The following is a 26,006-nucleotide window of genomic DNA, read 5'->3' on the forward strand; positions in this document are numbered from 1 at the left end:
GATTCTGCCAGCCGCCGTCACGGCATCGAAATCAGTGCACCGCAATGGCGGTGATGATGAGTCCGTCGGACACCATCCACCGTCCGTCGAACGATGCCAGCGGTGGTCCGTCGACGGTCTCCCCGGAGATGAGGAGATCCGAATGGAACGTGCCGGTGCCGTCGCCGGACGCCTCGAACGTGATGTGTGCGTCCTCGAACCCGAGCCACCGGGCGGTGAGCGGGAACCACGCCTTGTACGTGGCCTCCTTGGCGCAGAACAGCAGTCTGTCCCGGTGCACCGGACCGCCGGTCGCCGAGCGCCACTGCCCGGAGTCCGCCGCACCCGACAGCCACTCGCGCTCGGCGGGAAGGCTCACCGCGTCCAGCACCCCGTCGGGCAGCGCGTCGTGCGGTTCGGCGTCGATACCGACGGACCGCACCTGCATCGCGTAGCCGAGCGCCGCGCCGCGGTAACCGTCGCAGTGGGTGAGGCTTCCGACCACGCCGCGCGGCCACACCGGGGAACCCTTGTCGCCCCGCAGAACAGGGGCCTGGTCCACACCCAGCTTCGTCATCGCCAGGCGGGCACAGTGGCGTGCGGTGGTGAATTCGCGTCGACGCTTCTCCACCGCCCGCCCGATCAGCGCCTCCTCCTGCGGGTGCGGACGCAGCCCCGCCGGGTCCTCGAACAGTTCCGAGGACACCACGCCGGCCGGCAGAATTCTCTCGATCACAGGGCCCCCCTCGCCCGCATCTTCTCCACTTCGGCTTCCTGTTCGGGAGTGACCTTGAAGTGGCCGCCCCACTTGTTCAGCGTGCCCGGCGGATACTCCGGTACCGGGAGGATCTGCCGCAGCAGGTTGTCCGGGAGTCCCCGCCGTTGCCACTCCCGCGGGTAGCCCAGCGACACCTCCTCGAACCGCACCCCGTCGTAGTAGGTGGTGCGCGGAATGTGCAGATGCCCGTACACGGCGCAGACGGCGTTGTACCGGGTGTGCCAGTCCGCGGTCAGTTCGGTGCCGCACCACAGCGAGAACTCCGGGTACCACAGCACCTGCGTGGGCTGACGCACCAGCGGGAAGTGGTTGATCAGGACGGTGCGGGTGCCGGCGGGGAGGGCGTCCAGCCGGGCCTTCGTCGTCTCGACACGGTTGCGGCACCAGGCGTCCCGGGTTCCGTACGGTTCGCTCGACAGCAGGAACTCATCCGTGGCCACCACGTTCTTCTCCCGCGCGATCGCGAGGCCTTCCTCCTTGGTGGTGGCGCCGTCGGGCAGGAACGTGTAGTCGTACAGCAGGAACATCGGGACCAGCGTGACCGGGCCGTCCTCCGCCTCCCACACCGGGAACGGGTCCTCGGGGGTGATGACCCCGATCTCGCGGCACATGGTGACGAGGTAGTCGTAGCGGGCGGCGCCGTGGATCTGCACCGGGTCCTTCGCCGTCGTCCACAGTTCGTGGTTGCCGGGAACCCAGATGACCTGCGCGAAACGACTGCGCAGAAGTTTCAGCGCCCACCGGATGTCGTCGGTCTTCTCCGACACGTCCCCGGCGACGATCAGCCAGTCCTCGGGCGAGTCCGGGTAGATGTCCTCGGCGATCGGGCGGTTTCCCCGGTGCCCCACATGGGTGTCGCTCACCGCCATCAGTTTGGGTGCCATGTCAACCACCTTTCCGATCGTGCTCCGCCGCCGGATCGCAGTCCGATCCGTGCCGTGCCTGCAGGTCGGCCCCGACCACTGCCCAGCGGCCCGATCCGACCCGCCACACGACCGCAAGCATCCGAAGAATCAAGAACACCGTGAGTCCCGTCCAGATTCCCGCCAGGCCCCAGTCGTTCAGCATCGACAGCCAGATCAGTGGCAGGAACCCGGCCAGCGCGCAGGCCAGGGTGGCGTTCCGGAGGAAGGCGACGTCCCCGGCCCCGAGCAGCACTCCGTCGAGCGCAAACACGACGCCGGCCACCGGCATGATCGCGACGAAGAACCACCACGCCACCGCCATCTCGTCGAGCACGGCCCGGTCGGAGGTGAACAGTTCGGGGATCACGCCGTGACCGAGGGCGAAGATCAGGGCGAGTCCGGCCGCGAAGATCGTGGACCACCGGGTGATGCGCCACGACAGTCGCGTGGCGCCTGCAGCGTGCCCGGCACCGAGTGCGGCACCGACGAGCGCCTGCGCGGCGATCGCCAGGGAGTCGAGGGTGAGGGCCACGAGGTTCCACAGCTGCAGCACCACCTGGTGGGCGGCGACCGCGGCCGCGCCGAACCGGGACGCGACGGCGGCGGCCGAGAGGAAGCACGCCTGGAACGCCAGACTCCGCAGGATCAGGTCGCGGCCGAGAACCATCTGGGCGCGCATGACGTGCCACCGCGGGCGCAACGGCACCCGCTCCACCACCAGCGCCCCGACGAACAGACTCGCGGACACGGCCTGCCCGGTCACGTTCGCGACCGCCGAACCCTCGAGTTCCAGCCGCGGCGCGCCCCACAATCCGTGCACCAGCACCGGGCAGGCCACGGCCGATACGACCAGACCGGCGATCACGAAACGCAGGGGCCGCACCGTGTTCTGCACACCGCGCATCCAGCCGTTGCCCGCCATCGCGATGAGGATCAGCGGGGCGCCGAACACCGCGATCCGCAACCAGCTCCCGGCGGCCGCCGCGATGTCGGAGCCGCCCGCTATCGCCGACGTGACCGGGCGTCCGAGCAGGTGGACCAGCGCGATCACCAGCGCGCCGATACCCAGTGCCAGCCAGGTGGCCTGGACACCCTCCCGGACCGCGCCGCGCTCGTCGCCGGCCCCGTGCATGCGGGACGCGCGCGCCGTCGTGCCGTAGGACAGGAACGTCAGCTGGGTGCTGACCTGGGCGAGAATGAGGCCACCGACGGCAAGACCGGCGAGCGCCAGCGCACCCAGACGGCCGACGACAGCGATGTCGAAGAGCAGATAGATCGGTTCGGCCGCGAGGACACCGAGCGCCGGCAACGCCAGCCCGAACACCGTCCGGGCGGTCGCGTCGCCCGTGACTTCCGAAACCTCAGCCAACGATTTCGGACCTCAGCCGAGCGATTCGACGAGCGAGTTCACGATCTCGTCCGCAGAGTTCACGGCCGTGTAGCCGGCGGCGAACCGGTGACCGCCGCCGCCGAGGTACCCGGCGACGACCGAGACGTCCACGTCGGATTTCGACCGCAGCGACACCGACCACGTGCCGTCCACCGCCTCCTTGAGGACGGCCGCGACCTCCGCCTCGGACGTCGTCCGGACGATGTCGATGACGCTCTCGATCTCTTCCGAGCGCAGATCCCCGACGTAGGCCTGCCGGATGACGGCGTAGACGAGTCCCCGCCCGCCCGCCGCCTCGGGGACGAGCGTCGCCGATCCGAGCACCGACGACAGCATCGGCAGCCAGCCGAACGGGTGGGTGTCGAGCAGGCGACGGGCGATGCGCGCCCCGTCGATGCCGGTGGCGAGGAGCCGCTCCGCGAGGGTGTGGGTGCCGGGCTGCACCCAGCGGAACGAACCGGTATCGGTCACGAGACCCGCGTACAGGCAGTGCGCGAGGTCGGCGTCGATGTCCACACCCCACACGTCGAACATCTGCGCCACGACAGCGGTCGTCGACTCCGCCGACTCGTCGATCAGGTTCATGCGACCGAACCGGGTGTTGGACCGGTGGTGATCGATGACCAGGGTCTCCCCCGCGTTCGCGAGCCGGTCGGCGAGCTTCCCGAGGCGTCCGGCGCTCCCGCAGTCGACGGTCACGAGCAGATCGACGTTGCGGCGCACCTGGTCCGCGGGCACCAGCAGGTGGGTGCCCGGCAGTTCCCGCATCGACTCCGGCAGTTCGTCGGGCGCACCGAACGCGACCTGCACCGGAATCCCTTTGCGCTCGAGCACCAATGCCAGGGCGAGTCCACTGCCGATCGTGTCGGCATCGGGTTGGACGTGACACAGAATCGTCACCGACGTCGCGTTCTCGAGAACGGCGACCGCTTGCGGCAGAAACACCTCGTGACGATCGAGATCAGACAGGGACGTCTCCTGAGTGTGGGTCATGTCGGTTCGTGTCAGTCCGCCTGGCGGGAACGGGACGGCTCGTCGACTTCGGCGTCGTCCGCGTCCTCGACTCGGGGTTCCTTGTACGGGTCGGGGTCGCCGGCCGGGGACGCGCCGGCCGCGACCCGCGCGACCTCGTCGTCGGCGGCGCGGGCGCGGGCGAGGAGTTCCTCCATGTGCCGCGCCGTGTCGGGGACCGTGTCCGCGACGAACGTCAGCGTCGGCGTGAACCGGACTCCGGTGCCTGCACCCACCTTCGAGCGCAGAACACCCTTCGCCTTCTCCAGTCCCGCAGCCGCGGACACGAGATCCGGTTCGGACTCGAGGTCGGCGCCCATCACGGTGTAGTAGACAGTGGCGTCGTGTAGGTCGGCCGTCACCTTGGTATCGGTGATCGTGACGAACGCCAGGCGAGGGTCCTTGATTTCGTGGTCGATCGCCGTCGCGACGATCGTGCCGATGCGCTTGGCGAGTTTGCGTGCCCGGGCGGGATCCACCATGACAATCAGACTCCTCTCCCTGGCCGCTGGATAAATTGTGAAGTTGCGGTGTAGCTGTAGTTCATTCTGCACGCCGGGCCGCGCATGCGGCGGGGCGGGCACGGCGCTCCGAATCAGTCCTCGGGGCCGAAAATCCTCCGCCGGACCGCAAGGAGTTGCAGTTCCGGCATCCCGGCGACGTGCCGTTCGCACGTGTCGAGCACCTCGTGTACGTGGTCGACCGCCGAACTCGCCATCGTGACGCCGAGCATCGACCGGCGGTACCGATCCTGTTCCCCGGTCTCCGCCGCCGAGACGCCGTAACGTCGCAGCTCCGCCAGAACCGGTTTGACCATTGCACGTTTCTCTTTCAGAGATCGCACGTCACCGAGCAAGATGTCGAGCTCGAGCGCACCGACGTACAAACTTTCCTCCTTCGGGGAGACGTGCGCTCCCCCGGCCGATCGACTCGGCCGGAGAAGCGCACGCCGGATGACGCTGCTACGTCACCCCAAACGGATGGCGACTAGTCGCGCGGCTTTTCCCGAAGCTCATAGGCCTCGATGACGTCACCGACCTTGATGTCGGAGTAGGTGAGCGTCAAACCGCACTCGTAACCCTCGCGTACCTCGACAGCGTCCTCCTTCTCCCGCTTCAGCGAGGAGATGGTGACGGTCTCGGCGACAACCGTGTTGTCACGCAGCAGCCGGGCCTTCGCATTGCGACGGATGGTACCCGAGGTGACGAGGCAACCGGCGATGTTGCCGACCTTGGACGAACGGAACATCGCGCGGATCTCCGCCTTGCCCAGCTCGACCTCTTCGTAGATCGGCTTGAGCATGCCCTTGAGAGCCTTCTCGACCTCGTCGATGGCCTGGTAGATCACCGAGTAGTACCGGATGTCGACGCCCTCGCGGTTCGCCAACTCGGTCGCCTTGCCCTCGGCGCGCACGTTGAACCCGATGATGATCGCGTTCGACGCAGCGGCCAGGTTGACGTTGGTCTCGGTGACGCCACCGACACCGCGGTCGATGACCCGCAACTGCACCTCGTCGTCGATCTCGATGCCGTGCAGCGCCTCTTCCAAGGCCTCCACGGTTCCCGAGTTGTCGCCCTTGAGGATGAGGTTGAGCTGCGACGTCTCCTTGAGAGCCGAATCCAGGTCCTCGAGGCTGATGCGCTTGCGACTCTTCGCGGCCAGGGCGTTGCGCTTCCGCGCATTGCGCCGGTCGGCGATCTGACGGGCGATGCGGTCCTCGTCGACCACGAGCAGGTTGTCGCCTGCACCGGGGACCGACGTGAAGCCGACCACCTGGACGGGACGCGAGGGCAGGGCCTCGAGCACGTCGTCGCCGTGCTCGTCGACCATGCGGCGCACACGTCCGTATGCGTCGCCGGCCACGATCGAGTCGCCGACCCGCAGCGTTCCGCGCTGGATGAGCACGGTCGCGACGGGGCCGCGTCCACGGTCGAGGTGCGCCTCGATGGCGACACCCTGAGCGTCCATGTCCGGGTTGGCCCGCAGGTCGAGGGCGGCGTCCGCCGTCAACAGCACAGCTTCGAGCAGCGCGTCGATGTTGGTGCCCTGCTTCGCCGAGATGTCGACGAACATGGTGTCTCCGCCGTATTCCTCGGTGACCAGTCCGTACTCGGTGAGCTGCTGCCGGATCTTGTCCGGGTTCGCGCCTTCCTTGTCGATCTTGTTCACCGCGACCACGATCGGCACGTCGGCCGCCTGGGCGTGGTTGATCGCTTCCACCGTCTGCGGCATGACGCCGTCGTCGGCGGCGACGACCAGGATCGCGAGGTCGGTGGCCTTGGCACCACGGGCACGCATGGCCGTGAAGGCCTCGTGACCGGGGGTGTCGATGAACGTCACGAGACGCTCGTTGCCGTCGAGCTCGGTCAGCACCTGGTACGCACCGATGTGCTGCGTGATGCCGCCGGCCTCGCCCTCACGGACGTTGGCCTTGCGGATCGTGTCGAGCAGTCGGGTCTTACCGTGGTCGACGTGGCCCATGACGGTGACCACCGGCGGCCGGGACTCGAGGTCCTCCTCGCCGCCTTCGTCCTCGCCGTAGGTGAGGTCGAAGCTGTCGAGCAGCTCGCGGTCCTCGTCCTCCGGGCTGACGACCTGGACGACGTAGTTCATCTCGCCGCCGAGCAGTTCGAGCGTCTCGTCGTTGACCGACTGGGTCGCCGTCACCATCTCGCCGAGGTTGAACAGTGCCTGCACCAACGCTGCGGGGTTCGCGTCGATCTTCTCCGCGAAGTCCGACAGGGAAGCACCGCGGGCGAGGCGAATGGTCTCGCCGTTGCCACGGGGCAACCGCACGCCGCCGACGGCGGGCGCCTGCATGGAATCGTATTCCTGGCGCTTCTGCCGCTTCGACTTGCGACCACGGCGCGGGGCGCCACCGGGACGACCGAACGCACCTGCTGCCGCACCGCGCTGACCGGGGCGTCCACCGCCACCGGGACGACCGCGGAAACCACCTGCGGGTGCTCCGCCACCGGGCGCGCCTGCGCCGGCACCGGGTGCTCCGCCGCCGCGGTATCCACCGCCGCCGCCACCGGGACGACCGCCGGGGGCTCCGCCGGGACGGCCGGGACGACCGCCGGGAGCGGGACGTGCCGAACGAGCGGGCATCGCGCCCGGGTTGGGGCGAGGAGGCATCGAGCCGGGGCTGGGACGGGGACCGCCCTGCCCCGGTGCCGGACGGGGACCGCCCTGGCCGGGAGCCGGACGGGGACCGCCCTGGCCGGGAGCCGGACGGGGACCGCCCTGCCCCGGTGCCGGACGGGGTCCACCCTGGCCGGGAGCCGGACGGGGTGCACCCGGGCGCGGCGCGCCGGGAGCCGGACGGGGTGCCGGACGCTCGGCCGGAGCCGAGGAGTACGGGTTGTTACCGACGCGCGGGGGCTTCGGGCCGGGACGGGGTCCGCCGGGCTTGGCGCCCGTGGACGGAGCCGCGGGAGCACTGGCCGCCGCCGGGGCGGCCGGGGCTGCGGGTGCTGCCGGAGCCAGGGCAGCCGGGGTGGGGCGACCGGGCTTGGGAGCATTGCTCGCCGGTGCGGCCGGGGTGACTGCGCTCGCTGCGGGTGCGGCCGGTGCCGGGGCCTGAGCCTCGGGAGTGGGCGCGGGTGCTGCTGCAGCGGGTGCGGCCGGAGCCGGGGCTGCCGGCTTGGGGCCGGGACGGGGTCCGCCCGGCTTGGCCGAGGTCACGGGGGCGCTCGGCACGGGCGCGCCGGGCTTGGCAGCCGGACGGGCTGCGGAATCGGCCGACTTCGCCGACGGGAAGGACTCCCGCAGACGCCTGGCGACGGGCGCCTCCACCGTGGAGGACGCCGACTTCACGAACTCGCCCTGCTCCTTGAGCGTTGCGAGTAGTTCTTTACTTGTGACACCGAGTTCTTTAGCCAACTCGTGCACGCGGGCCTTGCCTGCCACTGCTCTCCTCACTGATGAGGTCGAGCAGGAGGCTCCCCTGAGAGGGGCCCGCACGACCTCGGGTTATCTCCGATGGACGATCATCGCTGGTGCTTCACGGTGTGCTCATGAGTGCTTGTGCCTGTTCTGTTCGAGAGGTACTGCTCTGGGTGGGTGCCCTGCGCGTACCCAGTGGTCGACTTCTGACGTGTCGACACTTCCGGACACTCGCAGCGCTCTGCCGAATGCTCGGCGTCGTTCCGCGAGACTCAGGCAAACCTCGACGGGGTGCAGCCACGCACCTCGACCGGGAAGCCTGCGCCTCGGGTCCGGGGCGAGAACATGACCTTGCGGCCCGCTCTCACTAACCACAACCCTGAGCAGATCGACAGCCAGCGCGCGCTCCCTACATCCTATGCATGTTCGGACCGGTGAACCGGTAGGAACGCGCGCGGAATCGGGATGCTCATGCTGAACCATTGACCACTCTACCGCCGACTTGCCCCGATCTCCGCATTCCCGGCTCAACGACTGGTCGCGGCGGGTCCGCCTGCCGACTCGGGAGCGGGTGCGGCGTCACTGCGGATGTCGATTCGCCACCCGGTCAAGCGCGCAGCAAGACGGGCATTTTGCCCTTCCTTGCCGATGGCGAGGGACAGCTGGAAGTCGGGGACGACGACACGCGCGGCCCGGGCCTCCGGATCCACCACAGTGACGGAGACCACTTTCGACGGTGACAGCGCGTTGCCGACGAACCGGGCCGGGTCGTCGTCGAAGTCGATGATGTCGATCTTCTCGCCGGCGAGCTCACTCATCACGTTGCGCACCCGCTGACCCATCGGCCCGATGCATGCGCCCTTCGCATTCAGCCCCTGCACCCGCGACTGGACGGCGATCTTCGACCGGTGTCCTGCCTCGCGGGCGACGGCGATGATCTCGACCGAGCCGTCCGCGATCTCCGGAACCTCGAGCGCGAACAGTTTGCGCACGAGGTTCGGGTGGGTGCGCGACAACGTGATCTGCGGCCCGCGCTGTCCGCGGGCGACACCGACGACGTAACACTTGAGCCGCTCGCCGTGTTCGTAGTTCTCCCCGGGCACCTGCTCGGCGGGCGGGATCAGGCCCTCGGCGCCGCTGGCCTCGCTCCCGATCCGCACCACGACCATGCCGCGCGAATTCGCCCGGGTGTCGCGCTGGATCACGCCGCCGACGATCTCACCCTCGTGGGTGGAGTACTCGCCGAAGCTCCGCTCGTGCTCGGCGTCGCGCAGCCGCTGGAGAATGACCTGGCGCGCGGTGGTCGCCGCGATCCGGCCGAAACCTTCCGGGGTGTCGTCCCACTCCTCGCCGACCATGTTGCCGTCGGAGTCGACGTCGTGCGCCATCACCCGCACGATGCCGCTCTTGGTGTCGACGTCGATCCGGGCGTGCTGCTGATGTCCCTCGGTGTGCCGGTAGGCGGTGAGCAGCGCCGTCTGGATGGTCGAGATGACGGTCTCGATCGAGATGCCCTTGTCGGCTTCGATGGCGCGTAGCGCCGCAATGTCGATATTCACTTGTCCAGCCCCTCTACTACTTCTTCATCTTCCGACGCGTCTGCGTCCGCAGGTGCCACGCGACCCTCGGGTATTCCGCCGGCGAGTTCCAGCTCCCTCGGGTCGGGTTTCGAGAATTCCACCTGCACAACAGCTTTCTGAATGTCCGGGAGCGCGATGCGCCGAACGTCCGGACCGGTGCGCGAGCCGATCACCACCGCGACCGAGTCGCCGTCGAGCGCCCCGATCCGGCCCACGACGGTCTCGTGCGCGAGGTCGATCCGGGCCTTGCGGCCGCGGGCCCGCTGCCAGTGCCGCTCGTGCGTGAGCGGCCGGTCGATGCCGGGGGACGTGACCTCGAGCGTGTACGGGGACTCCCCGAAATCGGATACCGAGTCGAACACCTCGGAGATCTCGTGGCTGAGGTTCGCGACCGCGTCGAGTTCGAGCCCGGCGTCGCTGTCCACCATGATCCGGACTGCGCTGTGCCTGCCCGCGAGGGTGACCGCAACGTCCTCCAGGTCGTAGCCCTGGCCTTGGACCAGATCGGAGATGAGCTCCGTCACCCTCTCCTTGGATGGAACCGGCATCGGGGAAGCTCCTCGTTTCAGTTGTCGCTCGTCGTGTGTCGTGGTCTGCAGGTCACCGTGCCGCACAGGGCAGCACCTCGAACCCGTCGGGACGGGTTCGAGCATCTAAGAGTAACGCCGATTCGGGGCGCCCGTGACCAGCCCCGGTGCTCGATTCCCGGGATCGCGGCCCGACCTGGCACCATGGACCGGTGCTCATGCCCACCGTCTCCCGGCCCCCGACATCCGGTCCGGCCGTGTCCCGGCGCACCGCTCTCCGGTTCGCAGCAGCCTCCGCGTTCGGCGTCGCGAGCGTCCCCGTGCTCGCGGGATGCGCAGACGGCGAGGACGCCGACACCGAGGTCGATTCACTGGTCGCTCAGTCGCGTCTGGCGCGTCGCGACGCCGCGGGCGCGGCGGCGACCATCGCACTACTGCCCGACCGCGGCGCAGCACTCGAACTCGTCCGCGCCCAGCGCACCGCGCACGCCGACGCGTTGGACGCCGAAATCGCCAGGGCCGCGGGAACTTACCCGGACGGCACCGCGCCGACCACGTCCGCTCCCGCGTCGGCGACACCGACCGCACCCGCGCCTCCGCCCGGTCTCGAGCAATTGCGGGCCGACCTGGCCGAGTCGCAGCGCAGTGCAGCCGACTCGGCACGCGCGCTGACCGCGTACCGCGCGGGACTGTGTGCGTCGATCAGCGCCGCGTGCGGAACGTACCTGGCGGTGGTGCTGCCGTGACGACACCCACCGAAGCCGAGAGCAAGAGCCTCGGCGACGCGCTGGCCGCCGAACATTCCGCGGTGTTCGCCTACGGGGTGGTCGCCGCCTTCTCGAATCCCACGCGGGCGGCGCAGGTGGCCACCGCCGCCGCGGCCCACCGGGCCCGCCGGGACGAACTCCTGGACACGCTGACCGCGGCGGGTCTGACGGCCCCGGCCGCCGAAGCGGGCTACACGCTGCCGTTCCCGGTCACCGACCCGATCACCGCCGCGCAACTCGCGGCCCAGGTCGAGGCGGACACCGCGGTCGCCTGGCGGGCGGTCGTCGAACACGGCGAGACGGCGGACACCCGGACGCTCGGCGTGACCGCGCTGACCGACGCCGCCGTCCGGGAGGCCACCTGGCGGGTGGCACTCGGAACCGATCCGGTGGTCGACCCGTTTCCCGGCCAGCCCTGACACGGAGGTTCCCGCCCACCGGGATCGTGCCCCCACCCGGCGCGCTCCCGGCTTAGCGTGTCTCCCGACACACTGAACGGCAACGGGAGGACGGCGGCGTGGACGAACGCTCGGTGGAGCAGCGTGTGGCGGACCTGGAGCGGGTGACCGCGATCAAGGCCCTCAAGTACCGCTACTGGCGAGCGTGCGACGGCAAGGATCCGGACGCGTTCCGTGCCTGCTTCGTCGCGTCCGGGGCTTCCGTCGACTTCGGCCCCCTCGGCCGGTTCGACGACGCCGACCGGCTCACGGACGTCTTCCGCAGGATCGCGCTCCACGAGGTGGACGGCGAGCACGTGATCCTGGACATGCATCACGGCTTCCATCCGGACATCGTGCTGCACGGCGACACCGAGGCGACCGGTACGTGGACGCTGCAGTTCCGCCAGGTCGATCTGCTGAAGCGGACGGAGACCGTGTCCGCCGGCGAGTACGACGACGCCTACCGCTTCGAGGACGGCGAATGGCGAATGTCGCGATGCCACTTCACCACTCGATGGTCGATCACCCGCCCGCTCACCGAGGACACGGTGGTCGTCCAGTGAGCGCCGGGGTAGCACTGGTCACCGGGGGAAGCCGCGGCGTCGGTAAGGGCGTCGCGACCGCGCTGGGAGCCGCCGGGTGGACCGTCTACGTCACCGGACGCGGCCCGGTGGCCGCGGACAGCCCGTTGTCGGCGTCCGCGCGGGCGACCACCGACGGCGGGGGCACCGGCATCGCGGTGGCGTGCGATCACCGCGTCGACGAGGAGGTCCACGCCCTGTTCGCCCGGATCTCGGACGAGCAGTCAGGCCGACTCGACCTGCTGGTCAACAACGTGTGGGCGGCCCCCGCGGGATTCGGCGGGTTCAGCACACCGTTCTGGGAACGGCCCCTCGGCGACTGGGACTCGCTGATCGGCGTCGGACTGCGCGCCCATTACGTCGCGTCCGTGGAGGCAGCACGGTTGATGGTGCCCCGGCGGTCCGGGTTGATCGCGAACATCTCGTCGTTCGGGACCCGGGGACATCTCCACTCGGTCCTCTACGGCATGTCCAAGGCCGGGTTGGACAAAATGGCCAGCGACATGGCGGCGGAGCTGGCTCCGCACGGCGTCCGTGCGGTCTCGCTGTGGCCGGGCATCGTGCGCACGGAGATGATCGTCGCCAGCGGGATGGAGACCATTGCCGGCTTTCCCGTGGCGGACGCCGAGTCTCCCGAGTTCGTCGGCGAGGTGATCTGCGCCCTCACCGCGGACCCCACCCTGCCGGACCGCAGCGGCCACACGTTCGTGACGGCGGAGCTGGCCGTCGAATACGGCATCACCGACACGCAGGGCCGCACCCCGCCGTCGCACCGGGAACCGTTCGGCGGCGGTCCGCTGTTCTGAGCCGTGGCCGTCAGTTCACGTCGCGGCGGCGGACGAGCCAGATCGTGCCTGCCGCGAACGCGGCGACGTAGCCGGCCAGGACGAGCACCGACGTGCCGCCGTCGAGGATGTTCAGGACTCCCGGGGTGGTGTCGCCGCCGAAGTCGCGCAGTGAGCCGGCCAGCGAGCCCGCGGCGGTGCCGGGGAGGAAGTCCGTCACCACCGACACGGGGTCGAGGACGGCGGCGACTCCGCGGAGCAGGTTTTCGACCACCAGCACCCACACGAGCCCGAGACCGACGGACAACGCGGGCCCCCGCGCGAGGGCGCCGACGACGACACCCGCCGCGGTCCACATGGCGAGGATGAGCATCCCGGAGGCGAGCGCCGTCAGCGTCGCAGACGCGGCAGGCAGATTCGCCGGCTCCGATTCGGCCGCGGCGATGACGGTGGCCACCCCGACGTCGACGGCCGCGACGGTGACAACGAGTCCGATTACCACGGTCAGCAGCGCGAGGAGTGTTCCGGCGAGTGCAGCCGATCGCGAAGGGCCCTGGGTGAACACGGTCTTCCACGTCCCCCACCCGTAGCCGCTGCCGATGGTGAGCGCGCCGAGGATGAGCATCAGCGCACCCCCGAACATGGCCATGCCCTGGGTGAACACTTGGGGCACCGCCGAGGGCAGCATCTGCGCGAGCAGCACGTCCGGGGGCGCCGACGACGCCATGTCGGTAGTGCCGCCGGTCTCGAGGGTGATGTAGTTGAACAGATAGACGAAGACCAGGTTCAGCACGATCCACGCGGCGAGCAGCACCCACATCGACGGCCACTTCCGCAGTCGGAGAAGCTCTGCTCGCGTGCTGGCGATCACTGCATTCATGACATTCTCCTCGGTTCGTTGCTCGCCGTGCGGTCGCCGGGACTGCTGTCCGACGTCATCGCGAAGAAGACGTCCTCGAGCGACCGCTCCCGCCGGGACAACTCGTGCAGGTCGATTCCCGCGTCGACGAGAACACGGGCCACCTTCGGGGCCAGTTCCGGCGACACGGCGACGGCGAACGCGTCACCCACCGTGTCGACGACGTCGCGCCCCAGCAGTTCCGCGAGCACCCTCTCGGCCCGCTCCCGCGGATCGGCGCGTACCAGCAGGCTGGTGCCGCCGCGCAGTTCGGCGACGGTGGACTGCGCGATCAACTCCCCGCGTGAGATCACGCCGACGCGATCGCAGATCTCCTGCACCTCGCTGAGCATGTGGCTGGACAGCATCACGGAATGCCCGGAATCGGCGAGTTCGACTATCAGTTCCCGCATCTCGGCCATCCCCGCCGGGTCGAGACCGTTGGTGGGTTCGTCGAGGATCAGCAGGTCGGGTTCGCCGAGGAGTGCGGCCGCGACACCGAGGCGCTGCTTCATCCCGAGCGAGTAGGTGCGGAACCGGTCGTGCCCGCGATCGCACAGGCCCACCCGGTGCAGCGCGGATTCCACCGCATCGTCCGGCAGCCGGCGGTATCTGCTCAGCACCCGCAGGTTGTCGCGCCCGGACAGGTAGGGGAAGAAGCCGGGGCCTTCGATCAGCACACCGGTACGCGCCGCCACCGCGCCGCCACCGGGTGCGCACCCGAAGAGCGTCGCGGTCCCGGAGGTCGGCCGGACGAGGCCACTGAGCATGCGCAGTGTGGTGGTCTTGCCTGCGCCGTTCGGTCCGAGGAACCCGTACACCTCGCCCGCCCGCACGGTCAGGCTGACGGCGTCGACCGCCGTGTGTTCGCCGTAGCGTTTGGTCAACCTGTCGGTGACCACGATGTCGGAAGTCATGGCTCCAGCCTCGGCCCCGCGGACGGCGCGCACATCCGCCTGCGCGCGTCTTCTCGCGTACGTGTCGCGGACGATGACAGCGTCGCCGGATCGGGTCTACGTTCGGGTGGTGCACACCGGCCGGAGGGACACGTCGATCGCACCGCGGGACGTCCTGATCGCCCTGGGCGTCGCAATCGTGCAGGTCGTCGGCAGTGTGGGCGCCAACCACAACCAGTCGTGGGCGACGCCGCTGGACGCGGCGGGCTTCGCGTTGCTGGTGTGCGGTCCGCTCGCGCTGCTCTTCCGGCGACGGTCGCCGGTCACGGTCCTGCTCGTCGTCCTCGCCGTCACGGTCCTGTACGTCGTCCGGGGTTACGGGTACGGCCCGGTGTTCCTGTCGCTCGTGGTCGCGTTCCTCGGCGCGGCGACGGCCGGGTCGCGCTGGCGCACGTATCCGATCCTCGCGGTCGGTTACGTGCTGATCGTCTTCGCCGTGCCCGCCGTCTCGGCCGCCGAGGCTCCGTCGCTCCTCGCCCTCACCGGCATCGCGGCCTGGCTGCTGGTGCTCCTCGCCGCCGCCGAGATCATCCGTCAGCGCCGCGGGACGCTCGACGCCCGCAGGCAACGCGCCGAGGCGGCGCAACGCAGCACCCTGGACGAGCAGCGCCGCCGGGCCAGCGAGGAGCGGCTCGCGATCGCCCGCGAGCTGCACGATGTTCTGGCACACAGTCTTTCGCTCATCAACGTGCAGGCGTCGGTCGCACTCGAGCTGTGGGACAGCAGACCCGAACAGTCGCAGGAGGCACTGTCCGCGATCAAGGTCGCCAGCCGCGACGCGATCGGCGACGTCCACGCGCTGCTGGCGTCGCTGCGCGGCGACGACAGCCCGCCCACCGCGCCCACCGCCGGGATCGGGGACCTGGACGGTGTGGTCGAGCGTGCCCGCGCCGCGGGTCTCGCGGTGACGACGGTCGTCGAGGGTGTTCCGCGGCCGTTGCCCGCTGTGGTCGACGTCGCTGCCGCGCGCATCGTGCAGGAGTCGCTGACGAATGTGGCCCGCCACTCCGGCGGCTCGTCGGCCGACGTCACGGTGACGTACTCGCCCACGTCCGTCCGCGTCCGGATCGACGACGACGGACGGGGCCCGGACGGCGCGTCGGCCGGTGGCGGCGGCAACGGCATCCCCGGCATGCGGGAACGCGCCCTCGCCCTCGGCGGTGAGCTGATCGCCGGGAGCGGGCCGGGCGGCGGCTTCCGGGTGCAGGCGACGCTCCCCCTCGGGCACGACATGGTTGACCGGACATGACGATTCGCGTACTCGTCGCCGACGATCAGGCCCTCGTGCGGGCGGGTTTCGCCGCCCTGCTCGACGCCCAGCCGGACATCGCCGTGGCCGGTCAAGCCGAGAACGGCGAGCAAGCGGTGAGCTTGACCCGGACGCTGGTTCCCGACGTCGTCCTCATGGACATCCGGATGCCGGTGCTCGACGGACTGGAGGCGACCCGGCGTATCGCCGCCGATCCCGTACTGTCCGGCGTGCGGGTGGTGGTGCTCACCACCTTCGAACTGGACGAGTACGTCTTCGAGGCGATGCGCGCGGGGGCGACGGGTTTCCTGGTCAAGCACACCGAACCCGCCGAACTGGTGCGGGCGGTCCGTGTGGTGGCCGACGGGGATGCCCTGCTGTCGCCGTCTGTGACGCGGAAACTGGTCGCGGAGTTCGCGACCCACGCCAGACGGCCGCCGCACTCCGGCCGCCTCGACGACCTCACCGATCGTGAACGCGAGGTGATGATCCTGATCGCCGAGGGCCTCACCAACGCCGAGATCGGCTCGCGACTGTTCCTGAGCCCGGCCACCGCCCGCACGCACGTCAGCCGGATTCTGCTGAAACTCGGCGCCAGGGACCGCACACAACTGGTGGTCATGGCGTACGAGTGGGGCCTGGTCCGGCCGGGCTGGCAGGACTGACACCCGGTCCGGCCCCGTCACGTCGACGCCAGGACCGCCTTCGACCGTCCCGGCATGAGGGCGGCGGCGACGACCGCGACCGCCACGGATCCGGCTCCCATGTACAGCGCCGGCGCGAGGGCGTCGATGTACCCGGTCGGCGTGAGGCTGCCGCCCGCACCGAGGAACACCGCGGTCAGCAGCGCGATCCCCAGCGCGACTCCGATCTCCCGGAGCGTCGCGTTGGTCGAACTGGCCGTGCCGTGGTCGGCCTCGGGCATGTCGGCGAGGACGGCGGTCGCGTTGGGGGCGAACGTCAGACCCATTCCCGCGCCGGCCATCACGAACGCCGGAACCATGCTGCCGTAGGTGGCGCCGGGAACGATGAGCGACGCCATCCAGAGCAGTGACAGTCCCTGCAGCACGAGTCCGGTGACGAGGAGCGTCCGGACGCCCAGCCGAGGCGCGAGCAACCCCGCGATCGGCGCCACCACCATGGGTGCCGCCGTCCACGGCAGCGTCCTCAGGCCGGCCTCGAACGGGGAATACCCCATGACGATCTGGAGGTACTGCGACAGGAGGAAGACGGCACCCATCATTCCCAGCGTGAACGTCAGCCCGATCACGTTGGCCAGGGAGAACTGACGGGACCGGAACAACCGCAGCGGCATCACGGGAAACGGTGTGCGCAACTCGCGCACCACGAACGCCGCGAGCAGCACCACCGCTGCGACGAGGGCCCCGAGAACCGTGGCACTGGTCCAGCCGTCGTCGTTGCCGTGCACGATGCCCCAGACTCCGAGGAACACCGCGGCCCCGGCCAGCACGACGCCGAGCGGATCCAGCGGTTGCCGCTTCCCCGTCGACTCGCCGAGCGCGTAGAGCGCCAACGGGATCGCGACCGCGGCGACGGGAACGTTGATCCAGAACACGGCCTGCCACGACACCCCGTCGACGACGGCGCCACCGATCACCGGGCCGAGAGCGATTCCGAGCCCCGAGACGCCGCCCCAGATCCCGATGGCGAGGGCCCTCTTGGCGAGCGGCACGGCCCCGGCGAGCAGGGTCAGCGAGAGCGGCATGATCGCGGCCGCGCCGACACCCTGGACGGCCCGCGCCGCGATCAACATCTCGGAGGTGGTCGAGAGCGCCGAGGCGATCGATGCCAGCGCGAAGAGCACTATGCCCCAGAGGAATACACGCCGGCGTCCGAGCCGGTCGCCCAGCGCCGACAGCGTCAGCATCAAGGTCGCGAAGGCCAGCGTGTAGGCGTTCAGGAACCACTGCAACTGCCCCACCGACGCACTCAGGTCGCGTTGGATCACCGGCAGGGCGCTGGTCATCACAAGGTTGTCGAGGGTGGCCATGAACATCGGGATCGAGGCGGCGGCGATCGCCAGCCACACCGGCACCGTCCGGCCGCGGCGATGCCCCGGGGGCGGCGCCGCCGATTCGTGGTCGAGGCGTTCGGAGAGTGTCGTCATGACGGGACCTCGCATCCGAGTCGTGGGTAGAGGAAACCAGAGTTGTAAGCATCAGATGATTACTTATTTCGGAGACTAGTAATCAACTGATAACATGTCAACATGGCCTCGCCCGTGAAACAGACCCGCATGAGCGCGACGGAACGGCGTGAACTCGTACTGGCCGCCGCCTCCCGCGCGTTCGCCAGGGACGGCTATCACGGCACCAGCACCGACGCCGTCGCACGCGAGGCCGGGGTGTCGCAGCCGTACGTGGTCCGGATGTTCGGTTCGAAATCGCGGCTGTTCGCCGATGTCTTCGACCGCGCGATGTCCCGGATTCTCGACACCTTCGAACCCTGGTTCGACGGTGTCGCCGCCGACCCCGAGAATGACGAATCATGGCTCCCGATGGGCGTCGCGTACACCGAACTGCTCGAGGACCGCGACCTCCTGCTCGTGATGATGCATGGCTTCACGTCCGGCGCGAATCCGGAGATCGGCGCACTGGCGCGCGACTGGATGTCCCGGCTCTACACACAGATCCGCACGCGCACCGGCTGCAGCCCCGAACGGGCCCGCACCTTCATCGCCAACGGAATGCTGCTCAACACCCTGCTCGCCATGCAGGTACCCGAACATGCCGGGCAGGATCCGGCGCTCGAGGAACTCGCCGTGTGCGCATTCGGCAACACCCTGGACGCCGCAAGCTCCGAGAACTGATCCGTGATCGGCGATTTCCGCTCTTGATCTTGCTCATCGGACACACGGCGGGGCACGATGGAAGCGTGCGGAAGGGGTGTAGCCGTGGACCGAGCCGTTGAGTCTCGACTGAGCTATTCCGACAGGGAGGGTCACCACCACACCGTGGACCTCTCCCCCACTTCCGCGCGCGTCACGATCGGACGGTCGCCCGGCTCCGATCTACTCCTCACGGAGGACGACGAGGTCTCGCGACTCCACGCCGTGCTCGAATGCGTCGGATCGCACTGGACCATCCTCGACGACGGACTCTCCCGTAACGGCACGTTCGTCAACGGCGAGCGGCTCGCGGGCCGTCGACGGCTCCGGCAGGGCGACAGCATCCGCATCGGCGGAACCAAGATCCGATACCTGGAATTCGGCGGCGCTCTCGACGAGGCCACCCGGATGGGGACCGACATGCCCGACGTCCGGTCCCTGACCGACACCCAGCGGGCGGTCCTCACGGCGCTGTGCCGGCCGTACAAGCACGGCGCCGCGTTCGCGAATCCCGCGTCGAACCAACAGATCGCGCAGGAGTTGTTCCTCAGCGTCGACGCGATCAAGACGCATCTGCGCGCATTGTTCGCGAAATTCGGCGTCGGCGATCTCCCGCAGAATCAGAAGCGGGTCAGCCTGGCCGAACGGGCCATGCGCAGCGGCATCATCAACGAGCGCGATCTCTGATCAGCACGCGGCCATCAGCTCGCGGTCGCGCGCGGCCGGCTCACCGTGGGCGATCCGCTCGACGAGGCCGATGATGGCGAGCGCGACGTCGGCCGCGCGTTCGAGGATCACCGAGTGACCCGCGCCGTCGACGCTCACGAGTTCCGAAGCGGGGAGCTTCGAGGCCATCGCGACGGAATGCTGGAACGGGGTGAGCATGTCCACCGAGCCGCACAGGATCAGCGACGGAATGTGTGCGAGCGCCGTCAGGGAGTGCCGCTCGTCGAACCCGAGCAGGGATTCGAGGAAGCTCGACATGGTGACGACGGACGTCGTGTTGACCATGGCCGAGACCAGGGCCGCGAGCCGCGGATCGACGGCCCGGTTGCGGGCGCTCGCCGCGCGGGCGATCGCCGTGCAGACGGTGCGACCCACTTTCTTGGATCCGTGCACGACCCGCGGTGCCCGACGCACCGCGGAGCGGAACAGCGACACTGCCGGGCTCCGCAGGTGGCGACCGAGACCGGCCTCGGCGAGATCGCACGCCGCGGTCGAAATCAGGGCCATGCCCACGACCCGCGAACCGATGGTGTCCGGGTTCTGCCGCGTGTAGGACAGCGCCGTCATCCCGCCCATCGAGTGCCCGACGAGGACGACCGGACCGTGCGGTGCGACGGCGTCGAGGACGGAGCCGAGGTCGCGGCCGAGTTGATCGATCGTGTAGGTCGCGGCCGGCGCCTCCCCCGACTCACCGTGCCCCCGGTGATCGTAGAAGACCATGCGAACATCGTTGCGCCAGAAGCGGACCAGCTGTTCGCGCAGTGCCCACCAGGATTCGGTGCGCAGGCAGTGACCGTGGACGAACACCACCGTGGTGGCCGCGTCGGGCGAACCGAACTCGCGAACCGCGAGCGGGACCCCGTCGTCGGTCCTGACCGTGAGGCGACGACCTTCGTGCTCATGTGCAACCGGGGTGTTCGTCATGATGGCCTCCTCGGTTTCTTCGCTCGCGGCTGGTGAAGCGTTACGTTCTTGCTTGTCCCCTACTCTGCCGCGCACCGTCGGCACCAACCAGGACCCCCAGTGGTGGCCACCGCACCCGGAGGTGTCGCGCATTCCACCCCTGGGGTGGGTGGACACGGGCATGCCGGAGATCCCCCTCGGCGAGGAGGCATCCGGCAACGGAGCGCCGGCGCGGAGGAACCCCGGGCTCTTCCCCTCGTGAGTTCCGATTCCGGGGTCCTCACCGCGACGACGCAACCGGTCCGGGTCGCTCGCGACTGGAGGGTGTTCTCTGCTGCCGATTCAGGATGCGGTGTCCGGACGGGCACCACCAGGCACCCCGGGGTGGGGAACCCGTCACCCCCAGGGAAGGCCCGGGCCGCCCTGTCCGCCGAAGTCGTGGCCGCCGACGCTCGTTCCGCCGGGCCCGGCCTTGATCCCGTCCACGGCGATCGGCCCGACGTGGGGGCCGCCGATGTCGACGTTGCCACCCTGCGCGTTCGGTCCGGGAGCAAGGGTGCTCACGGAGGGATCGTCGGAGGGAGCGTCCGGCGCCGCCGACGCGATGCCCGCGCCCGCCGCGAGGACGAAGAACGCGGCCGCGACGGCGGCACCCGTGCGTGTGAGGACAGTGGAGAAGCCGAAGGAAGTCGACATGGGAAGAACCTTTCGCAGTGCGTGGCAGGGGGTAGTCGGTACGGCATGGCGCCGAGGGGCCGGCACCTGGCGGTGTCGACCCCTCGGGTGTTCAGCGAGATCGAGCGATCACGAGTGGGTCACCAGCAGATGACGAACCCGCAGTTCTGGGTGTTGTCCGTGGTCGTCGTGTCACCGGCACCCGCGCCTCCGTTCGCGGAGCCGCCGTTCGCATCCCCGGCGTTGCCTCCGTTGGCATCTCCGGCGTTCCCGCCGTTTCCTCCGTTGCCGCCGTTGCCGGCGTTCTGGGGACCGGTGGTGGTGCCCGGGCTGCCGATGACCGGACCGCCGAGGATCACGTTGCCACCTGCGCCATCGCCCCCGTTGCCGCCGGCGCCGCCCTGAGAGGTGCCGCCGTTGCCACCCTGCGAGGTGCCGCCCGATGCCGTGCCGCCGTTACCACCCGGATCGGCGGAGGCGATTCCCGCTCCGGCCGTGAGGGCGAAGCCCGCGATCGCGAGAGCGGAAAGGGTGCGCGTGAAGGTGTGTGCCATGTGTGGATCTTTCTGTGGGGGTGGGGTTTTGCTGTGCCACATAAGAATGCGCTGAGAAAACCCACCCGCACAGATACCCCAGGGGGTGCAAGCGGCACCCCGAGGGATGACGCCGCGCCACCCCGTGGCGCCGTGCCTACGGCCGCATGTCGTACGCCCCGTCGTACCCTTCCACCTGCGCCCACACCCGCGAGAATCGTTCCGCGTCCACGACGGGCCGGCGGATCGCGCCGAGCGCCCACTCCTGCTGAGCCTCGGTGGCGGACGATTTACCGTGCAGCGCAACGGCATAACCGGAGAAATCGCGAATCTGGAAGTCGAAGATCTGGTCGATCAGGTCGCGGTCGATGCCGGCGATGCCGGCCTGCTCGAGAATCAGGTGCCCGTAGACCACGAGCGAGAACAGGTGCCCGAGGTCGAGCAGGAAGTCGAGGTCCTTCTGCTGGTCGGCGTCGGGCGGGGCGGTGGTGAGCAGTTCCCGCAGCGCCGTCGCCTGCTCGTGGAACCGGGCCACGTTGGGGACGTCCGAATGCGCCTCGTACACCCTCGTCCAGTCGTGGAACTGGATCTTGCCCGCACCGCGGGTCGGGCCCTGGGCCCAGAAGAAGGCGTCGTCGGCGGCGTCGAGCCGGGTGCCGATCTCCGGGTAGTCCGCGGGGTTGAGCAGGTAGTTCGGCATGAACTTCAGGATCAGGCCGACGTTGACGTGCACCGTGCCCTCGAGCTTCGGCAGGGTACCGATCAGCTGGGCGGCCTCCCGGAAGTAGGTGTTCTTCTCGTAGCCCTTCGCCGCGATCACGTCGTGCAGGAGCGCGATCACCTTCTCCCCTTCGGAGGTGACCTTCGCCTTCGTCATCGGGTTGAACAGCAGGTACCGGCGGTCGTCGAGACCGGCGCTGCGGAAGTAGTCGACGGAGCGGGCGCTGAACAGCTTCATCGCGACCAGCCTGCTGTACGCGTCGACGAAGTTGCCGCGCACGTGCGGGAAATCGGTGACGGGGTTTCCGTACAGAATTCTGTTGTGCGCGTGGGTGATCGACTCGTAGAACGCGTGCTCGGAGATACCGATGGAACCGGTGCACAGGTTGAACTTGCCGACGTTGACCGTGTTCAGCGCGGCCTCGAACGCGGCGACCCCCGTGTGCAGGATGTCCTCTTCCCGCACCGGGTAGTCCTCGAGCCGGAACGTGCTGACATACATCTGGCCGTGCACCACGTTGCCCTGCAGGTGGTACGCCGGGTGGCGGCTGTCCGCGACGAAGAAGACGTAGCCGTCGCTGCCCTCGACATCGGTGCGCCTGCCGAACACCGACACCATGCCCGCGACGTTGCCGTTGCCGATGTAGTACTTGTCGCCGCTCGCGGTGAACGCGAGATCCGGATCGCCCTCGGCGGGGGTCAGCAGCATATCCGTCGAGTAGACGTCCGCACCGTGTTCCCGCTCCGACAGGCCGAACGCCAGCACCCCGCCGTCGTCGAGGAGCCTCGCGGCGCGATCCTTCGCCGCCCGGTTCCCGCTCATCCAGATGGGGCCGAGACCCAGAACCGTCACCTGCCACGCGTACCAGTACGCCAGCCCGTAGAACCCGAAGATCTCACTGAGCGCGGCGTTGCGTGCGGCATCCCAGCGTTTACCCGGATCGCCGCCCGCCGACTCGGCAGGCGTGAGGAACGTGGCGAACAGCTTCTCCCGTTTCACGAACTCCAGGAAGTCCTCGGGCCAGACCGCCTCGAGATCGTCCTCGATGAGCCGCTTCTTGCCCCGCGACTCGAACCACTCGATCAGCGCCCGCAGCAGTCTGCGCGTCTCCGGATCGAAATGCTCGGGATCGTAGGAGTTCGGATCGAACAGCAGGGAGTTCGTCACAGCAGGCCTTTCGTCCGGACGTGTCAGGCCAAGCTAACAGTCCGGACGAAAGGCGTGGGGCGGTTTGATCAGCCCCTGACGGTCTTGACGATCTCGCTCAGCGCGGACTCGGCGGCCACCTCGCGGCTCTCGCCGGTGAAGCGGTCCCGCACCTCCACCTTGCCCTCGCCCCAGCCGCGGCCGACGACCACGACCAGCGGGACACCGAGCAGTTCGGAGTCCTTGAACTTCACGCCCGGCGACGCCTTGCGATCGTCGAGGATGACCTCGAGACCGGCCTTGTCGAGGTCGGCGGCGAGTCCCTCGGCGCCTTCCCGGGCGGTGTCGTCCTTGTTGGCGATCACCACGTGCACGTCGGCGGGCGACACCTCGGCCGGCCAGCGCAGGCCCTTCTCGTCGTGGTGCTGTTCCGCGATCACGGCGACGAGACGGGAGACGCCGACACCGTAGGACCCCATGGTGGGCCGGACAGGCTTGCCGTTCTCGCCGAGCACGTCCACGGAGAACACGTCGGTGTACTTGCGACCCAGCTGGAAGACGTGACCGATCTCGATGCCCCGCGCCGCGACGAGTTCACCGGCGCCGTCGGGTGACGGGTCGCCGCCGCGGACCTCGGCGGCCTCGATGGTGCCGTCCGGGACGAAATCGCGGCCCGCGACGAGCCCGACAACGTGCTTGCCCTTCTCGTCGGCTCCGGTGATCCAGCTGGTGCCGTCGACGATGCGCGGATCGACGAGGTACCGGACACCGTTGGCCTGCAGCGCCTTCGGTCCGACGTACCCCTTGACCAGGAACGGGTTGGCCTCGAAGTCCGCTTCGGTGAGCAGTGCGAACTCGGCGGGCTCGAGCGAGGCGCCGAGACGCTTGTCGTCGACCTCGCGGTCGCCGGGGACACCGATGGCGAGCAGTTCCCACTTCCCGCCGGGCTGCCGGGTCTTGACGAGGAGGTTCTTCAGCGTGTCCGCGGCAGTGACGGTCCGGCCCAGGTCGGCGTCGTTCGCCCACGCGACGAGCGTCGCGATCGTCGGGGTGTCCGGCGTGTCGTACACCTTCGCGGCGGGCAGTCCGTCGAACGGAATGGGCTCGGGAGCGAGCGTCTTGACGGCCTCCACGTTGGCGGCGTAGCCGGACTCCAGGCAGCGGACGTACGTATCCTCACCGATCTCGCTCTCGGCGAGGAACTCCTCCGACGCGCTGCCGCCCATCGCACCGGACGTCGCCGACACGATCACGTACTTGACGCCGAGCCGGGCGAAGATCCGCTCGTACGCGTCGCGGTGCGCCTGGTACGACTCGGTGAGCCCCTCGTCGGTGAGGTCGAAGGAGTACGAATCCTTCATGACGAACTCGCGACCGCGGAGGATGCCGGCCCGCGGGCGCTCCTCGTCGCGGTACTTGGTCTGCACCTGGTACAGGGTGACGGGGAAATCCTTGTACGAGTTGTACTCGCCCTTGACGGTGAGCGCGAACAGTTCCTCGTGGGTCGGCCCGAGCAGGTAGTCGCCGCCCTTGCGGTCCTTCAGGCGGAACAGTCCGTCGCCGTACTCGGTCCAGCGGTTGGACGCCTCGTACGGTTCCCGCGGCAGCAGCGCGGGCAGGGAGATCTCCTGCGCACCGATGCCGTTCATCTCTTCCCGCACCACCCGCTCGACCTCGCGCAGCACGCGCAGACCCAGCGGCAGCCACGAGTAGACACCGGGCGCGATTCGACGCACGTAACCGGCGCGGACCAGCAGCTTGTGGCTGGGGACCTCGGCGTCGGCGGGGTCGTCGCGCAGCGTGCGGAGGAACAGGTGGGACAGGCGGGTAATCACGGGATACCAGAATAGTCGGCTGGGACGAGGCCGGGCGCGTCGGTAGGGTTTCGTGCGTGCTGGTGCTACTTCCTCCCTCCGAAACCAAGTCCGACGGCGGCGCCGACGCGCCCCTCGACCTGGCCGAGCTGTCCATGCCGCAGCTCACCGAAACCCGTGAAATGCTGGTCCAGGCGCTGGTCACGCTGGCCGCGGACGGGGAGGCGTCGCAGCTCGCGCTCGGCCTGGGCCCCACGCAGGCCGACGAGATCGAGCGCAACGCCAAATTGTGGGTCTCCCCCACCCGGCCCGCGCTCGAGCGCTACACGGGTGTGCTGTTCGACGCGCTCGACGCGAAATCGTTCACCAGGGCGCAGAAGTCCAAGGCGCTGTCGCGGCTCGCGATGGGGTCCGCCCTGTTCGGTGCGGTGCGCGCCGGTGACCTGATCCCCGCCTACCGGCTGTCGGGCGGGTCGAAGCTGCCCGGGCTGAGCACCCTCCGGGCGTTGTGGAAGCCGGAACTGTCCCGGGCGATCACCGCCGAGGCGGACGGTCTCGTCGTCGACCTGCGGTCGGGGACGTACCAGCAGCTCGGTCCGATTCCCGAGGCCGTGATCGCCACGGTTCTCACCGAGAAGCCGGACGGGACCCGCACCGTCGTCAGCCATTTCAACAAACACCACAAGGGTCTGCTGGCGCGTGCGCTCACCGTGTCCCGTGCCGAACCCCAGGACGTTCGCGGGGTGGCGCGGGTGGCGTCGAAGGCCGGACTGCGCGTCGAGGTGGCGTCGGACCGCGAGCTGATCATCCTCACCGACTGACCGCCACCCGTGAGTACTTGTTAACCGCGGGCGGTAGTTGTCAACCTGTCTGAGACAGGTTCTGGTTGATGTTGATGCCTGTCGG

General features: G+C 69.2%; 27 protein-coding genes. 9 read left to right on the forward strand and 18 right to left on the reverse strand.

The genetic code is table 11. The features are described from left to right. Window positions 1-31 precede the first annotated feature (31 nt). From npt to rimP, 10 genes are all read right to left on the reverse strand, one after another. Window positions 32-715 (reverse strand): 4'-phosphopantetheinyl transferase Npt, encoded by a 684-nt coding sequence (gene npt / locus P3H15_RS35510; protein ID WP_276141535.1) that lies wholly within the window; start codon window positions 713-715, stop codon window positions 32-34. Then, window positions 712-1,641, reverse strand: a complete 930-nt coding sequence (locus tag P3H15_RS35515; RefSeq protein ID WP_276141536.1) for a metallophosphoesterase — start codon at window positions 1,639-1,641, stop codon at window positions 712-714. Before P3H15_RS35515 ends, npt begins: the two co-directional genes overlap by 4 nt. A 1-nt stretch (window position 1,642) precedes the next feature. Then, on the reverse strand, window positions 1,643-3,031 hold the full coding sequence (locus tag P3H15_RS35520) for an MATE family efflux transporter (RefSeq protein WP_276141537.1): 1,389 nt from the start codon (window positions 3,029-3,031) through the stop codon (window positions 1,643-1,645). 12 nt (window positions 3,032-3,043) lie between these two features. Next, the gene (locus tag P3H15_RS35525) at window positions 3,044-4,045 is read right to left on the reverse strand and encodes a bifunctional oligoribonuclease/PAP phosphatase NrnA (protein ID WP_276141538.1); all 1,002 of its coding nucleotides are present in this window, start codon (window positions 4,043-4,045) and stop codon (window positions 3,044-3,046) included. A gap of 11 nt (window positions 4,046-4,056) precedes the next feature. Next, complete coding sequence (gene rbfA / locus P3H15_RS35530) at window positions 4,057-4,545, reverse strand: 30S ribosome-binding factor RbfA (protein WP_015890370.1); 489 nt, start codon at window positions 4,543-4,545, stop codon at window positions 4,057-4,059. Between the two features lie 113 nt (window positions 4,546-4,658). Next, window positions 4,659-4,949, reverse strand: a complete 291-nt coding sequence (locus P3H15_RS35535; RefSeq protein WP_015890369.1) for a DUF503 domain-containing protein — start codon at window positions 4,947-4,949, stop codon at window positions 4,659-4,661. A gap of 101 nt (window positions 4,950-5,050) precedes the next feature. Further along, complete coding sequence (gene infB / locus P3H15_RS35540; RefSeq protein ID WP_276141539.1) at window positions 5,051-7,975, reverse strand: translation initiation factor IF-2; 2,925 nt, start codon at window positions 7,973-7,975, stop codon at window positions 5,051-5,053. Window positions 7,976-8,080: 105 nt separating this feature from the next. Further along, window positions 8,081-8,434 carry a YlxR family protein gene (locus P3H15_RS35545; RefSeq protein WP_072937877.1) on the reverse strand — a complete coding sequence of 118 codons (354 nt, stop codon included), beginning with the start codon at window positions 8,432-8,434 and terminating at the stop codon, window positions 8,081-8,083. 44 nt (window positions 8,435-8,478) lie between these two features. Then, the gene (nusA, locus tag P3H15_RS35550; protein WP_072937876.1) at window positions 8,479-9,510 is read right to left on the reverse strand and encodes a transcription termination factor NusA; all 1,032 of its coding nucleotides are present in this window, start codon (window positions 9,508-9,510) and stop codon (window positions 8,479-8,481) included. Beyond that, the gene (rimP, locus tag P3H15_RS35555; protein ID WP_276141540.1) at window positions 9,507-10,079 is read right to left on the reverse strand and encodes a ribosome maturation factor RimP; all 573 of its coding nucleotides are present in this window, start codon (window positions 10,077-10,079) and stop codon (window positions 9,507-9,509) included. The genes nusA and rimP overlap by 4 nt, the downstream gene beginning before the upstream one ends. A 197-nt stretch (window positions 10,080-10,276) precedes the next feature. Between rimP and P3H15_RS35560 the strand changes: the two genes are divergently transcribed. The 4 genes from P3H15_RS35560 to P3H15_RS35575 all read left to right on the forward strand — a co-directional run bounded on the left by P3H15_RS35560 (window position 10,277) and on the right by P3H15_RS35575 (window position 12,652). Beyond that, the gene (locus P3H15_RS35560; RefSeq protein WP_276141559.1) at window positions 10,277-10,804 is read left to right on the forward strand and encodes a hypothetical protein; all 528 of its coding nucleotides are present in this window, start codon (window positions 10,277-10,279) and stop codon (window positions 10,802-10,804) included. Further along, on the forward strand, window positions 10,801-11,244 hold the full coding sequence (locus tag P3H15_RS35565; RefSeq protein WP_276141541.1) for a ferritin-like domain-containing protein: 444 nt from the start codon (window positions 10,801-10,803) through the stop codon (window positions 11,242-11,244). The genes P3H15_RS35560 and P3H15_RS35565 overlap by 4 nt, the downstream gene beginning before the upstream one ends. Before the next feature lie 98 nt (window positions 11,245-11,342). Next, window positions 11,343-11,828, forward strand: a complete 486-nt coding sequence (locus P3H15_RS35570; protein ID WP_276141542.1) for a nuclear transport factor 2 family protein — start codon at window positions 11,343-11,345, stop codon at window positions 11,826-11,828. Further along, a complete protein-coding gene (locus P3H15_RS35575) occupies window positions 11,825-12,652 on the forward strand; it encodes an SDR family NAD(P)-dependent oxidoreductase (protein WP_276141543.1) in 828 nt (275 codons plus the stop codon). Before P3H15_RS35570 ends, P3H15_RS35575 begins: the two co-directional genes overlap by 4 nt. A 10-nt stretch (window positions 12,653-12,662) precedes the next feature. Here P3H15_RS35575 and P3H15_RS35580 read toward each other — a convergent pair whose 3' ends face one another. After that, complete coding sequence (locus P3H15_RS35580) at window positions 12,663-13,511, reverse strand: ABC transporter permease subunit (protein ID WP_276141544.1); 849 nt, start codon at window positions 13,509-13,511, stop codon at window positions 12,663-12,665. After that, window positions 13,508-14,446: an ABC transporter ATP-binding protein gene (locus P3H15_RS35585; protein WP_276141545.1), complete on the reverse strand. Its 939-nt coding sequence runs from the start codon at window positions 14,444-14,446 to the stop codon at window positions 13,508-13,510. The genes P3H15_RS35580 and P3H15_RS35585 overlap by 4 nt, the downstream gene beginning before the upstream one ends. On the opposite strand from P3H15_RS35585, the gene P3H15_RS35590 reads away from it, so the two are divergent. Further along, on the forward strand, window positions 14,445-15,734 hold the full coding sequence (locus P3H15_RS35590) for a sensor histidine kinase (RefSeq protein ID WP_276141546.1): 1,290 nt from the start codon (window positions 14,445-14,447) through the stop codon (window positions 15,732-15,734). The two genes, P3H15_RS35585 and P3H15_RS35590, sit on opposite strands and share 2 nt — an antisense overlap. Next, window positions 15,731-16,399 carry a response regulator transcription factor gene (locus P3H15_RS35595; protein WP_276141547.1) on the forward strand — a complete coding sequence of 223 codons (669 nt, stop codon included), beginning with the start codon at window positions 15,731-15,733 and terminating at the stop codon, window positions 16,397-16,399. The genes P3H15_RS35590 and P3H15_RS35595 overlap by 4 nt, the downstream gene beginning before the upstream one ends. A gap of 17 nt (window positions 16,400-16,416) precedes the next feature. Here the strand turns inward: P3H15_RS35595 and P3H15_RS35600 are convergent, their stop codons facing one another. Then, window positions 16,417-17,862, reverse strand: a complete 1,446-nt coding sequence (locus P3H15_RS35600) for an MFS transporter (protein ID WP_276141548.1) — start codon at window positions 17,860-17,862, stop codon at window positions 16,417-16,419. Between the two features lie 102 nt (window positions 17,863-17,964). Here P3H15_RS35600 and P3H15_RS35605 point away from each other — a divergent pair, with 102 nt between their 5' ends. Together P3H15_RS35605 and P3H15_RS35610 are read left to right on the forward strand one after the other, a co-directional pair. Then, entirely contained in the window at window positions 17,965-18,564 is a 600-nt protein-coding gene (locus P3H15_RS35605; RefSeq protein ID WP_276141549.1) for a TetR/AcrR family transcriptional regulator, read from the forward strand. A 57-nt stretch (window positions 18,565-18,621) separates the two neighbouring features. Then, on the forward strand, window positions 18,622-19,269 hold the full coding sequence (locus tag P3H15_RS35610; protein ID WP_072937866.1) for an FHA domain-containing protein: 648 nt from the start codon (window positions 18,622-18,624) through the stop codon (window positions 19,267-19,269). Here P3H15_RS35610 and P3H15_RS35615 read toward each other — a convergent pair whose 3' ends face one another. The 5 genes from P3H15_RS35615 to P3H15_RS35635 all read right to left on the reverse strand — a co-directional run bounded on the left by P3H15_RS35615 (window position 19,270) and on the right by P3H15_RS35635 (window position 25,121). Then, window positions 19,270-20,232, reverse strand: coding sequence for an alpha/beta fold hydrolase (locus P3H15_RS35615; protein WP_276141550.1), 963 nt, complete (start codon window positions 20,230-20,232; stop codon window positions 19,270-19,272). Between the two features lie 375 nt (window positions 20,233-20,607). Then, window positions 20,608-20,907, reverse strand: a complete 300-nt coding sequence (locus P3H15_RS35620; RefSeq protein ID WP_276141551.1) for a hypothetical protein — start codon at window positions 20,905-20,907, stop codon at window positions 20,608-20,610. A 119-nt stretch (window positions 20,908-21,026) separates the two neighbouring features. Beyond that, entirely contained in the window at window positions 21,027-21,440 is a 414-nt protein-coding gene (locus P3H15_RS35625; protein WP_276141552.1) for a hypothetical protein, read from the reverse strand. Between the two features lie 136 nt (window positions 21,441-21,576). Further along, complete coding sequence (locus P3H15_RS35630; RefSeq protein ID WP_276141553.1) at window positions 21,577-23,307, reverse strand: acyl-CoA dehydrogenase family protein; 1,731 nt, start codon at window positions 23,305-23,307, stop codon at window positions 21,577-21,579. 68 nt (window positions 23,308-23,375) lie between these two features. After that, complete coding sequence (locus tag P3H15_RS35635) at window positions 23,376-25,121, reverse strand: proline--tRNA ligase (protein WP_072937861.1); 1,746 nt, start codon at window positions 25,119-25,121, stop codon at window positions 23,376-23,378. Window positions 25,122-25,177: 56 nt separating this feature from the next. Between P3H15_RS35635 and yaaA the strand changes: the two genes are divergently transcribed. After that, a complete protein-coding gene (gene yaaA / locus P3H15_RS35640; RefSeq protein ID WP_095860747.1) occupies window positions 25,178-25,921 on the forward strand; it encodes a peroxide stress protein YaaA in 744 nt (247 codons plus the stop codon). The last annotated feature ends 85 nt before the right edge of the window (window positions 25,922-26,006 follow it).

This window comes from Rhodococcus sp. T2V (genome assembly GCF_029269925.1).
GTDB classification, from domain to species: domain Bacteria; phylum Actinomycetota; class Actinomycetes; order Mycobacteriales; family Mycobacteriaceae; genus Rhodococcus_F; species Rhodococcus_F koreensis.